General features: G+C 42.6%; 7 protein-coding genes. 1 reads left to right on the top strand and 6 read right to left on the bottom strand.

All coding sequences use genetic code 11. The features are described 5' to 3' along the window. The first annotated feature begins 859 nt into the window (after positions 1–859). Positions 860–2,308: a hypothetical protein gene (locus ACYPZI_RS10940; RefSeq protein WP_459601495.1), complete on the top strand. Its 1,449-nt coding sequence runs from the start codon at positions 860–862 to the stop codon at positions 2,306–2,308. A gap of 85 nt (positions 2,309–2,393) precedes the next feature. Here the strand turns inward: ACYPZI_RS10940 and ACYPZI_RS10945 are convergent, their stop codons facing one another. The 6 genes from ACYPZI_RS10945 to ACYPZI_RS10970 all read right to left on the bottom strand — a co-directional run bounded on the left by ACYPZI_RS10945 (position 2,394) and on the right by ACYPZI_RS10970 (position 13,981). Next, the gene (locus ACYPZI_RS10945) at positions 2,394–3,572 is read right to left on the bottom strand and encodes a TolC family protein (protein ID WP_459601497.1); all 1,179 of its coding nucleotides are present in this window, start codon (positions 3,570–3,572) and stop codon (positions 2,394–2,396) included. Positions 3,573–3,623: 51 nt separating this feature from the next. Further along, complete coding sequence (locus tag ACYPZI_RS10950) at positions 3,624–6,731, bottom strand: efflux RND transporter permease subunit (RefSeq protein ID WP_459601499.1); 3,108 nt, start codon at positions 6,729–6,731, stop codon at positions 3,624–3,626. 95 nt (positions 6,732–6,826) lie between these two features. Further along, positions 6,827–8,110 (bottom strand): efflux RND transporter periplasmic adaptor subunit, encoded by a 1,284-nt coding sequence (locus ACYPZI_RS10955; RefSeq protein WP_459601501.1) that lies wholly within the window; start codon positions 8,108–8,110, stop codon positions 6,827–6,829. Between the two features lie 82 nt (positions 8,111–8,192). Continuing rightward, positions 8,193–8,645 (bottom strand): DUF6769 family protein, encoded by a 453-nt coding sequence (locus ACYPZI_RS10960; RefSeq protein ID WP_459601503.1) that lies wholly within the window; start codon positions 8,643–8,645, stop codon positions 8,193–8,195. A 99-nt stretch (positions 8,646–8,744) separates the two neighbouring features. Further along, positions 8,745–9,974, bottom strand: coding sequence for an ROK family protein (locus ACYPZI_RS10965; RefSeq protein WP_459601505.1), 1,230 nt, complete (start codon positions 9,972–9,974; stop codon positions 8,745–8,747). 581 nt (positions 9,975–10,555) lie between these two features. Beyond that, a complete protein-coding gene (locus ACYPZI_RS10970; RefSeq protein ID WP_459601507.1) occupies positions 10,556–13,981 on the bottom strand; it encodes a DUF1080 domain-containing protein in 3,426 nt (1,141 codons plus the stop codon). Between the last annotated feature and the right edge of the window lie 3 nt (positions 13,982–13,984).

Genomic DNA, 13,984 nt, shown 5'->3' on the forward strand with positions numbered 1-13,984 from the left:
TTGATTGTTGACTGCTAACTGCTAACTGTAGAATTGGGCGTAATTTTTGCCCGTAGGGCATTCATATCAATAGAAAAAACGTGCAATACAACAACAAATCCCCGGAGGGGATTCACGAATGGACAGGTGGATGCCCTACGGGCAACTTATGAGGGGATTAGGCTGTTTTCTATTGATATGCAAGCCCTACGGGCTATTAGAAGGTATGGCCTTGCTTACTGTGGAGTTTGTTACATTTTAGTTAAAAAGTTATGAGTAGACGAGGTACGAGGTACGAGGTACGAGTTGTTGACTGATAACCGATAACTGATAACTGTAGAAGTTTGTTACATTTTAGTTAAAATATACCTCTCCCGACGGGGCAGAACCGAGGTGAGGCTGTTGAGAGTAATTTTTGCCCGTAGGGCATCCATATCAATAGAAAAAACGTGCAATACAACAACAAATCCCCGGAGGGGATTCACGAATGGACAGGTGGATGCCCTACGGGCAACTTATGAGGGGATTAGGCTGTTTTCTATTGATATGCAAGCCCTACGGGCTATTAGAAGGTATGGCCTTGTTGACTACTAACTACTAACTACTAACTACTAACTACTAACTACTAACTACTGGCTACTGCTGACTGTAGAAGTTTGTTACTTTTTAGTTAAATTCCGGTTTGTCATGTACTATGATAACCGAACGTTTTTACACTACAGGAATAGCTTTAACTGCTGATTGACATAAAATACTCTGTTTAAATATTTTTTTATTAAAAAAGTATTTAAAATAAAAATAAAATAGTTACTTTGCTATCCCTATGATTACAGATAGCAAAATACAGATTTTATTCATTATGACATACAAAACCACAATTATGGAGCAAAAAACTTTAAAACTATTGGTTATAGGCGCGTTATGCCTTATGGCTTTGCAACTGCGCTCTCAGGTGACAATCGGGGACAACACATCTCCCCAACTTTTTTCCGTCCTGGAGGTTTCCACCGCCAGTACAAAAGGGGGCTTGCGCCTGCCTCAGTTGACCACCAACCAACGTAACGCCTGGCGCGACTACTTTTTAGGGGCAGCCACCAGCAACCCTGTAGATCCATCGGGGAGCGGTGTTACGGCGGACGAGCTGGCGAACGCTCCGGGGCTTATCATCTACAATACCGACACCGGCTGTATGGAATACTGGAACACCCTGAAATGGATTTCACTCTGTGACGATGTAACCCTGGCATTACCGCTTCCCAAAGCAAGTACTTTCACCGGCAGAACCATCTTCGATATAGCGAAGGGTACGACTAACAACGGCGGAGCTTGCGGCACATTGGTCGCTCGCGAGCCTTACAGTACCGATTTTACGCAGACAGAGGTACAGGATGCGACAGACGGGACGGTAGACGGGGTGCTAACGACTGTGACAGAGCCGAATGGTACCTGGCTCTACTCGGGCACACAGGTGTACACCTTTACCCCGTCGGCTACCGTATCGAATGTGCGGTTCACGTTTACGCAGGATCCTATCTTAAACGACGCTATAATAAGTATGACACCGAAAAGCAACTATACAAAAACCATAACAGCCGGTACACCCTGTAAAGCCGTAGTGGTTTACAATCCGAACCTGATGACAAGCTTGTTGAATAAGACCCGCGACCAGGCTGTTAAGCCTAAATTGCACGCCACTTACAAAGACGCAGAAGGAAATGACCATACTGTCGATCTGACAGTGAGCCTTCAGGATTGCAATTGCTGCGGGACTGCCACAACATCCGGCGACTACTGGCAGAACTTCCTGTGCTATAACCTCGGGGCTAATTTTATGGTCGATCCGTTTACTCCTGCTAAAGGACTGAATGGGGATTACTACCAGTTTAACCGTCTTCCCGTTATAGCTCATGTGGATGGTTGGTATGTTACAACCTGGCCGGGTGGCTACGCCCAAGTCACCGGTACATGGACAGATACTGAGGACCCTTGTCCAGAAAATTATCGTGTGCCGACGAAGGCTGAGTTGATGGAAGTTAACAATGCCACGATAAATACACAAACAATGCCACCCGGCGCAACATGGATACACAGCATGACAGACTTTAGTAGTGGTTACTATTATGGCTCCGTCCTGTACTTGCCGGCAACAGGATATTGTACTAACGCATTTGGTTATCCGTTTAGAGGAGCTGGTGCGGTGTACCCGTCCAGTGAAAAGTACGCCGGCCAGCAGAATGTGTGGAATTTAGCTTTCGTAAAAGGTGATAGTCATATTGATGATCTGGCAACAGCACAATCCGGATTTTCGGTACGCTGTATAGCGAAATAAATCCGGATTATTTGACAAGTTATCTATTCCTCCTCCTGCATTCAAAGCAGGAGGAGTTTAATCGACGATAAAGAAGGGTTACGACTCAATTTTCCCATTGCTGTAACTCAGCTACAGCCAATTGATAATCTCTCTCTGTTTCCAGATATTTATCTATTGTTTCGTAATACACAGAAAGTTCCAATAAATAATTGATCAAAGACAATTGCCCCTTATCAAGGGCCTTCTTCAACAATTCACGGTTATTAGTCACTTCGAGAGCTTCTTTATACTCGCCCAATAGCGCTGACAACTTCACCGCTTTATCATATTGGTTCTTTAGCGCATTTTGAAATTGCAGTTTCGAGTCCTGATGCTGCATTTGCAAAGCTACTGTTTGAGCCTTTTGGTGCTTAACCGTATTTTTCCCTTCCCACAATGGTATGGACATCCCGATAGAAAAACCCTGCAAAGTCTCGCCCGGAATCCTCTCACTTGTATATCCGGCAGTAAACTTCGGAAGATTCAACGCACGGGTCAATTGCTCCTGCTTCCGGCTCAAAGCTATTTCCTGCTCACCCAATCGAAGCGAAGGATTATTTTCCTTTACCCGTTCAAACCACTCCTGATAATCATTTGGTAAAGCATAGGCAGGGAAGTCATCCGGATTGGCAGAAAAGGCCAAACCTCCATTAAGCCTTTGCAATTCCATCACCAGCGTATTTATCTCTACATTGTTTATCTGCAAAGCTTTTTCTTCGTTCAGGTAATTCAATTTGGTTTTGTTTCGCTCCAAAATATCAATATTTCCCTGATCGAAACTTTTCTGATAGGCTTCTGCCAATTCTTTGGCATACATAAGCCGCTCAGACAATTGTTCGTTCATCTTCGATTGATAAGCCAGTTCCACACATAGTAGTCTGGCTTGTTGGAGAATATCCCTCCGTTGCCGGTCGTAAACCAGATCGAGTTGCTTATTCTTTCCTTCAGCCAATTGCGACTTGTAGCGATATGCCGTAGGAAAATCGAACGATTGAGAAATATCCAGATTGGTACGGTGGCTTGCGGCATTAGGCGATCCCCACAGGTATGCAAATTCCACCTCCGGATTTGCCATATTTATTCCTGTTTTGTTTCCTATTTTACTTGCTTTGGCCTGCTCTCTGTACGCTTTTAATGCCGTATTGTTTTCTTCTATACTTTGCAATATATTATCGAAGTTCTGTGCTTTTCCCGCGAGAGAGAACAACGCGGATAATAATACTATATATATAATCTTTTTCATATGATAATAATTTAATATTCCAGGCCCCTCCAAGCCTCCCCAAAGGGGAGGTTATACCTCCTCGGGGGTTAGGGGGCGATTATTATTTCTTTGTTTCAGGAACCTGTATATAATAGGCACGATGTACATATTCAACAGTGTGGACGTAAATAATCCACCCAGTATAACTTTAGCCATCGGGCTTTGTATCTCATTGCCCGGAAGACTGCCTTGCACAGCTAACGGAATCAACGCCAGCCCCGAACAAAGGGCAGTCATCAGAATCGGATTTAACCTGTCCAGTGAACCTTGATAGATACTTTTCTCTATCGAATATCCTTGATTACCCAAATCATTATAGTGTGCCATCAATAGGATTCCGTTGCGGGTAGCAATACCGAATAAGGATATAAATCCGATTATGGCAGGAATGCTTATTTCGCCCGAAGTCAAAAGAATAGCATACACTCCTCCTATCAGCGCTAAAGGCAGATTCAAGAGAATAACAGCCGATTGCATAACATTCCTGAACTGATTGAAAAGCAACAGGAATATAATCATAATGGCAAACACGGAAGCGATAAGCAGTGTTTGCGATGCAGCTTGTTCACTTTCAAACTGGCCTCCATATTCTATATGATAACCTTCGGGTAAAGTAATTGTTTTATCTACCTTTTCGCGAATATCATTCACTACGCTACGCAGGTCGCGCCCGCTGACATTCGCCGAAACAACGATTTTGCGCTGTGCATTTTCCCTGTTGACGGTATTTGGTCCGGTAGTAGATACAATATCAGCTACATACTCGAATGGCACCTTCTTTCCGCCGGCATCTATCATCAGGTTACGGATTTTATCTGCCTGATCTTTGTATTCATCGTCTACTTTCAGGGTAAGATCGAAGCTTTTTCCGTTGTCATATACCTGAGAAACCACTTCACCCGAAAGCATTACGCTGATAAATTCGGAAAATTCGGGTAATGTGATGCCATATTTAGCAAGCAGTTCGCGCTTCGGAACTATCTTCAACTGGGGACGTTCTACCTGTTGCTCTACATTCAGGTCGGCAATACCTTCAATACCTTCAATCGATGATTTTATTTCATTCCCTATCGTATAAAGCTTATTGAGGTCTGTACCAAACAGTTTGATTGCAATATTCGCCTTCGTTCCCGAGAGCATATGGTCGATACGATGCGATATAGGTTGTCCGATCTCTATGCTTACGCCCGGAATGCTACTTAGCTTCTCTCTAACCTCTTCCAGCATTTCATCTTTAGAGCGGTCTTTCAAAATAAAAGGGGTTTCTATTTCGGATGAGTTCACGCCGAATGAATGTTCATCGAGTTCTGCACGTCCCGTTTTACGACCGACTGTCTGAACTTCGGGGATAGAAAGAAGTTTTTCTTCTGCCACACGTCCTATTTTATCCGACTCTTCGAGCGATATACCCGGTAGAGTATTGAGCGTTATCGTTAGTGATCCTTCATTGAAAGCCGGCAAGAAATTTCGTCCGAATGTAAAGAATATAATCACTGCCGAAAGTAAAAGAGCACCCGTTGCACTCAACACGATTTTTTGATGATCCAAAGCCCAATGCAGGCTTTTCTCATAAATAGCTTTCAGTTTTACAACAAGAAGAGGTTCTTTCTCTTCCTTGTCTTTCTTTCCTTTTCCTAATAGATAGCTACACAACACAGGCGTAACCGTAAGAGCTACGATTGTAGATGCAAACAGAGCTACAATAAAGGCTATACCCAGCGGAACAAGCATACGCCCTTCCATACCACTCAAGAAAAACAACGGAATAAAGCTGGTGACAATAATCAGCGTAGAGTTAAGTATCGGCATACGTACTTCTTTGGAAGCTTCGAAAACAACAGTCAGAATACTTAACTGTTCTCCTTTCGGTTTCCGCCTGTTTTCACGCAAGTGCCTGAATACATTTTCCACGTCGATAATGGCATCGTCTACCAGCGACCCGATAGCAATAGCCATACCACCCAAACTCATCGTATTAATGGTAAGCCCCATAAGTTTCAGAGCCAGAATAGATGCTAACAACGACAGAGGCAGAGCCAAAAGTGAGATAAAGGTTGTCCGTCCGTTCATCAGGAACAGGAAGAGAACGATAACGACAAAGATAGAACCTTCATACAAAGCCTTCTCTACGTTGCCGATAGAGTTATTTATAAACTGCTCCTGACGGAAAATGTCGGTCGTTATTTTAATATCAGAAGGCAGGTTTTTCTGTAATTCGGCTAGCGATGCATCCAACTTACCGGTCAGTTCTATCGTATTCGTATTCGGCTGTTTGGTTACGGTCATCAACACAGCAGGCTTTGTTCTTTCGGAAGCTACTCCTAATTTAGGAGTTTTCGCTCCGATCTTTATTTCCGCGACATCACTGATAAGAATAGGATTTTCTCCTGTCTTTTTGATAGCAGCCTTTCCTATTTCCTCTGCATCAGCACTCTGCATCACGCCTCGAACGATGTATTCGTTGCCATATTCGTACAATATGCCACCCGATGAATTTTGATTCATATTGCGGGTAACCTGCAACACTTCATCGAGGCTGATTCCGTAATGTTTCATCCGCCCCGGATCGAGCAATATCTGATATTCTTTAATATCCCCGCCAATCACAGTCACCTGAGCAACTCCTCCGGTAGAAAGCAGGCGCGGACGTATTGTCCAGTCGGCAATAGTACGAAGATCGAGAAGCGATGTAGAATCGGATGTCAATCCTATTATCATTATTTCGCCGAGAATAGACGATTGAGGGCCTAAAGTCGGTTGTCCGATATTTTCGGGTAAAGACTCTCCCAAAGTAGCGAGTTTTTCGGTTACTATCTGGCGGGCTTTATATATATCCGTTCCCCAATCAAATTCAACCCATACAACAGAAAATCCGGTAGTAGACGACGAACGAACGCGGCGAACATCGGTTGCTCCGTTTACTGCTGTTTCTATTGGAAATGAAACCAGACGTTCCACTTCTTCGGGAGCCATTCCGTTCGCTTCCGTCATTATCACAACAGTAGGTGCATTCAGATCGGGAAAAACATCTATCTCCATATTCCTGGCAGTATAGAATCCCCCGACAAGCAGGAGTACTGCCCCGATAAGCACAACAAGGCGATTGTTGAGTGAAAATTGTATTATTTTGTTCAGCATAAATCTTTATATTTTGAGTTAACAAGTAAACTAGTTGACGAGTAGACTAGTTATGAACTCGTCCACTTGTATCTTGTTTACTTGTATCTCTTTATTTAATGTTCGTGACCATGAGGTATAGCTGCTGACGCAGAAGCCAGTTTTACGTGATAAGCTCCTTTACGAACCACCTTATCACCTTGTTTTACACCGGATAAAATTTCGACATTCTCTCCATCGTTAGCACCTAACGTTACTTCCTGTTTTTTGTAAGCGTCGTCTTCTATTTGCAAATAAACGAAATACAATCCCTGTTCTTCTATCAGGGAAGAAACAGGTATGGATATAACATTTTCGCGCGGTTGCCCCAATAAATAAACATCGACATAAGAGCCGGATATGATCTGCCCGACATTGTTAAATTCAAAGTTTACAGGAATGTAATATTCCTGGCTGTTTGCCGATTTTCCATACGATACCAATCGTCCGCTCAGATCAGAAAGACGATGCAAAGTCTTGTCATACGGTGTTTTGAAATTGGCGGATGTTATATTTCCCAGATTCCTGTAATGCCGTTCCGAAACATCGGCTCGCAGTTGCAGTTTCCGGTTCTGGGTAATAGTCATCAAGGGTTGCCCGACTTCCACATATTGGCCTTCGCTAACTAATTTTGTTTTCACATAACCTGCTATCGGAGTCGCCACACTTATACCTTTGGCCGTTGTACGTTGACCGATGGCTTGGTAAGCTATCTTCGCATTTTCATAATTCAACTTAATGTCGTTATATTCCTTCTCTGAGATCAATTTGTCTTTGATCAAACTGTTAGCACGTTCGTACTCACGGGAAGAAATATCATAAGTCGCCTTTGCACGTGTAGCAGGGTCGCCATCTACTATATTCTTAGATGAGATGCTGACTAAAGACTCTCCTGCTTTCACTGCAACACCCTCATTCAGAGAAGGCTTATTGAAAGAAACGATACCACTGGATGTTGCTGATATAGTCACTTCATCGCCCTGAGCTGACAGTATTTGTCCACTGGTTTTTATTACCTGATGAAAAGTCGATGGCTGCACTGTTTTTACTTCCAGGCCTACTGCCTTAGCCTGTTCGGGAGCAAAGTGAATTTCGTCTGCATGCGATTCGGCTTTTTCTTTCCCTGAGTGATCATGGTCGTGACCATCGCACTCTTCCCCTTCGGCATGGCTATGACCTTCTCCTTCGTGATCATGGTTATGATCTTCTTCGCCGTCAGCATGTGTATGACCTTCCTCTGAATGGTCATGATCAGCATGTGCTTCGTGATTGTGTCCGGCATGATCGTCTGCTTTTTGTTTCGAGTTACATCCCCATAGTATTGCCAGCAGACAGGCAATATATATAATATTTTTTTTCATTTTCTTATTTTCTAGATTTTAAAATGCTAATAAACCCGTCTAAAAAGTATTAGACAAAGCAGCTCTTAAAAAAAGAAAGAGCTTAACCTAAAAAATAAGATGCCGGAGGAGCGCGCAGACCTGAGATAAGGCCTACGAGAGGTGAAGTATAATTCTCAATATATGGTCTTTGAGGAAGTATCTCTTCCAGCAAAGGCGTCTCAAGACAGAACTCGTTCAGAGTATAGAATGTAAACAATAACGACAGGCAATTGGCACATGGAACGATCTCGTCATGAACATCATCATTTTGACGCATAACAACATCCTTTAAGTCGCAACCATCTATTGTTCTGGGATGATGATGAGATTTCGCATTGTGTGTACAACAATCAGACTCGTTTTGTTGAGATGAAGATTGTTTTTGATGTGCCAGTTCTTCTAAGGAAAAACAAATTATACCGTCGTGATGCGAATGAGGAACAACAGCATGAGCCAACATAAAAATGTTAGCCATAAGTATTAAAACAAATGCTATTAACCTCAGATGCTTCATGCCACAAAGATATAAAACTTTAACAAACAAGATCAAGTTTTTCTTTTGTAAAATAATTTGACCCTTTAAATACGTCATTCATTTTTATTGACTACTTAATTATGTTAGCGGAGTGAGTAATTTTTCTTTAATTACCCGGCAAGCTCCCATAACGCCGGCTCTGCGTCCTAGTATTGATTTTTTCATTGCTACGTCGCGATTGACAAGCCCGAGAGAATATTTTTTCAGGCTGGATTGTATCGGCAATAAAACGAAATCTCCCAGTCTGGAAAAATCTCCTCCAATAACGAGTAATTCGGGATTTAATATGTTAACCAGGCTGGCAAGAGCCCTGCCCAATATTTCAGATTGTCTGGTTATCAGTTCGATACACAGGTTGTCTTCTTTTACCAGTGCACCCGATAGTATTTTATGATATTGTTCTATTGCCGATGTGTTATTATCGATGCTTATGGCTGATGTCCGTCCGTCTAGCAATGCCCGCTTGAATTGTTCAACCAGAGCCCATCCGGAAGCTTCAGTTTCCAGGCATCCTATCTTTCCGCAATGGCATAGTATTTCGTTATCAAACAGAGGGCTGTGTCCGAGCTCACCCGAATAACCCGATTTTCCATAATATAACTTTCCATCGGCAATAATTCCTAAACCAACACCCCAACTATAATTGAGGAAAATTATATTTTGCTCACCTTCTACCACACCCTGAGCATATTCTCCAAAAGTCATGGCCCGTGTATCATTTTCCAGATATACGGGTAAACTTATTTTTTCGGATATGATTTCGACTAACGGCCTGTTCTCTTTGAAAAAGTAGTTGTAACTGAAGCCTTCTTTCGAATTGATACGTCCCGATAAGTTTACGCAAACTCCTACGATATGGAATTTGTCTACCTGACTGTCGGAAATAAATGTATTGATGCGGTCACAGAACTCCATCAGTGACTCATAGGTGTTTTCCAAAACAAAAGACGAATCCAGATCGATACTGATAAACTCTTCTTTCAGATTTTGAAGGCCGAAAGACGTGCCTGACCGGTTGGCTTCAACTCCCAGAAAATATGTTTTATCCGAAGCTACACTATACAAAGAAGGACGGCGTCCGCCGCTATTCGATATTTTACCTGAATCTACGATCAGTTCATCGGCCAACAACTCGTTTACGGCTTTTGATATGGTGGGTATACTCGATTGCAGCTCCGTACTCAGCTCTAGTATTGTAGCGTCGCCAATCGATAACAGGCATTTTACAATAGATTGCTTTAGTGTGTGCCATTTAATGCCGCTAAGACTATTATCTGGGCTATCGGCTAAGAGATCTCTTAATGTCATTCCTTGATTGTATTATTAATTTTTTTTATTGTAAGTGTAAAGTTAATAAAAATAGTGATATTGATGTTCGATGGTTATTAATTTCCTTTATAATGATAGATTTATTTTTTTATTTCAATCATACATTTAATTATGTGAATCAGTAGTTGAGAATCACAGGAACGAAGTGTATGTAATTAAACGTTCGGTTATTTTCATCCTTTTCTCCTGCGCGCAATCACAGATTGCTTATATTCTCAACATAAGCTCATCACTTCCGCGCCGTTAGCTTCAAGTACGGGGCACCCATAGGACGAAAAAGGCGTTAAAAACAAAAACGTGTTTGCTAATCTGCTAATTTCCGAATTAAATAATTGAAAAAATGGACTTTGATAACTTACACCAGATATTGCGGAACCTTTATACCTAAATAATGCCCTTATGCGGCAATATTTCCCATCGTATGTACGTAATCCACGCATGGATCTTACTTTTTGCGCTCTTCGAAACAACGTTCTACGTCAGCCAACTTAATATGATAAAAAAGGTTGCCCGAAAATTATATTTACAGACAACCCCTATATCTTATTCTATCAATGAGATTATTTCAATTCTTTAATCCTTATATTTCTGAATTTAACCGGCGAACCATGTCCCAAGAAACCTATATGCCCTTTCGGGTTGAACAAACCGGGATGCTGATGTCCGTCAGCTGTACCGTTTTTGGTTGCTTCTTTGATATCTCCATCAAGAATAGCTTCTCCGTTTAGGGTAACCTTTATATGATTCCCATCGGCAATTATCTCTTCCTGATTCCATTCGCCCATAGGCTTGAAAACTGCACGCGTTGCTCCGATTATGCCATACACGGACCCATGTACCTGTAACGGAGTAATATTTTTGTAAACCGGATTATCATGATCCAGAATTTGAATTTCCATACCGTGATAAGCAGCATCGATACCCATCGGGGTACGGATACCTACACCATTGTTAGCCGCAGGTGTCAGTTGGAACTCGAAGCGATAAATAAAGTTGGCAAACTCATCTTTTGTATACAGGTTTCCTCCATGTCCGCCTTTCGGGTCAAGCGCTATACAACCGTCCTGCAATTGATAATCTACGGTATTCCCTGTCCATTCGTGCATATTGGCACCATCGAATAATATCTTGAAGCCTTCTTTTTTCTCTTCTGCCGAAAGTTCAAAAGGTTTAGCCTTTTCAAGTTCCTTTACATAGATATTACGATAGTATACCTTACTTCCATGTGCCTGTAATTCTATTTGTTCTACAGGAAATACAGGCTGTTTCCTGTCCCAGTAGTTTTCAAGGATAACATTATCGACGACCAGTTCACCGTTTAGTTTTACAGTTACACGGTCGCCAATCATTTTAATGTAGAAGGTGTTCCATTCTCCCAGCTTGTTATCGACTAATTTCAACGGATCTTTCGGATTTTTCTCGTTATTATATAATCCTCCTGAACCCACCTGTGCACCAACATTCACCCTGGAAATATCCCATATCTGCACCTGTGGCGTTCCCCGAAGGTAAATACCGGCGTCAGCTTCCGGACCTGCAGGATCGAGGTTCCAGTCAATATACATTTCAAAATCGCCATACTGTTTCACAGTACAAAGATTTTCACCCCCAACCCCGTCAAAGGCAAGGATACCGTTATCAGCCTTCCAGTGGTCTGCCGCTACTTTATTGGCGGCAACTTGTTTTTTTGCCAGTTCCGCAGGTTTCATTTTCGCACGTGCAATCGGATTTTCGACAATACCTTTCCAGCTGGTCAGGTCTTTACCGTTGAATATAGATATGAACCCTTCCTCTTTAGGCATTTCATTCAAATGTTTCCGTATAGCCTGTTTCTGATAGTCGGCATCAGGGTTGTCCAGTACGTTGATTACTTTGTTAAGCAATTCTTCTACATTTTTACCGGTATATTGCTTGTTTGCCAAAGCAATGTTCATTACAGCTCCGGCAGCAGCCTGTTGCAATGACCTGTTATCCAGATATTGTCCGGTCAGCAGCATTCCCAAATATGAACCCGTATTTCCCAAGCGGGAAAGAATTGTATTTTTCTGAGCATCCGTACGGGCTATTTCCATCGCATTTGTAAGGAACAGCCTTCTGTTTTCACCAGAGAGTTTAAGGTCTGAAACCAACTGTACATACCTGTTGATAGCGCGGTCGAAATACAGGATGTCTAACTGGTTTTTACAGATAGTAAGTAATTCATCAGCTACATTGGGATCTTTCCAGTCGGATAAAGCCTGGAATGCGGCATCTTTGGCCGCGCCTTCTTCTTTGTTGAAACGGTCTACTATAATATTCAAAGCCTTCACATCACCGGTAGAGGATAATACAGGATAATACAGGTATTGCTGACCTTTGGTATTCTGGTTCATGCGCACCAGAATAGTCTCGTATTGTTTTTCTTTCGGATAATCTTGCAATGCGCCTGCAATAGCCTGTTGTACAAACGGAACATTTTCAGGTTCGGCAGCTTCAAGAAGAGTATATAGTTTATTCAGGTCATTTGCGGAAACTACATCCTTGAGGGCTGTATAAGCAGCTTTTTTTACATCCGGTGAACCTAAGTTCACCTGTTCGAGTACTGTAGATATATTTGCGGAAGATTTCCGTTCTGCCAGTAACTGCAGCCCGGCTATTTTTCCCGTAGTATTGGCTCCTGCTATTACCGGAGCAATAGCCGATGAAATATCACCTTTGGTTGAAGATAGCGTGTTCTTAGCCATTTCCACTGTTTTCGGGTCAGCATCGTTCAGCAAATAGGCAAGTGCCACGATTGCTTTATGGTCGGCTGTCTTGGTCAGAATATTTGCGGCGGCTGTCTTGATTTCAAGGCTACCTGTTGTCAGATATCCGATAGCAGTCTCATTTATCAGCAGTTTTATAGCGGCGCGTTTATTCTGCGAGTCACATTCCTGCCCCAGCCAGTTCAGGATATCCAACCGGACTTCAGGCTTCGCTTTTTTCAGGGATCTGACCAGTTCTCCATACATAAAACTGTCTGCATAATCAGAAGCAAATGTTAACGCTGCATATCTGTAGTTACGATTATTATCTTTCAATGCATTTTGTACCAATTTCAGGGCATTGGCAGGCTTTGCCTTCATCAGGATTTCCATGGCCGCTTCACAGGTTTGTACCTGTCCGGCTTTTCCCGCTTTTTTCATCAGGCCGGTCGTGGCTTTTTCCGCTTCTTTGGTATCACCCTGCGACAATACCCGTTTGATAAGGGCTATGTAAGCTTCATTACCTCCGTCTTTCTGCATTGTATAATTATCTTTCTCCGCAGCAAAAGCCAGAGCTGGCAAGGAAGCTTTCGTTCCTACCTGACTTAACGCATATAAGACGGTCTTCCTTTTATCAGGATGGGGGCTATTCAGTAAGTGTTTCAATCTATTTTCCGCGTCGGCTATCTTTAATTTGGCCACAGCTAGAATAATACCTTCAGCCGATTCATCGTTGGTGGATGCACTCAAAGCATTCAGCAGAGCCTTTTGGGATGAAGGAGTATTAATAGCTGAGAGCGCTGATGCCGCAGGTCCGCTTAACAGTTCGTTGTCCAGATAAGTGGAAAGCTTGGCGACAGCTTCATCTTTTCCTACCAGTCCGAGCTGGCGGATAATAAAAGCTCTGATCTCCCGGTCGGTGACCATATCCAGAGCTTTTACATAGGCATTTGATGTAACCAGCCTTTGTGCTTCCATACCATCAGCAGATACAGAGTGTGAAAGTCCACTCAGCGCGTATTCTACCTGAGAATTAGTTCCTTTTCCCGGAGGGTTCATCATCTTCACCAGTTGCAATACCCCTTCCTCTCCGGTAGAGACCAGGTCTTTTATCTGGTTATAATATTGTTCGGTCTGCCGGGCAGGCATTTGCGCCAGAACATCGGCGACAATGGTTTTAGCCGTCCTGTTAGCCGGATATTGTGCGAATATCATCACAGAACAAAACAGCAAAACACCTAGTAACGAATATATTCTTTTCATGAT

This window comes from Dysgonomonas reticulitermitis (assembly GCF_054601275.1).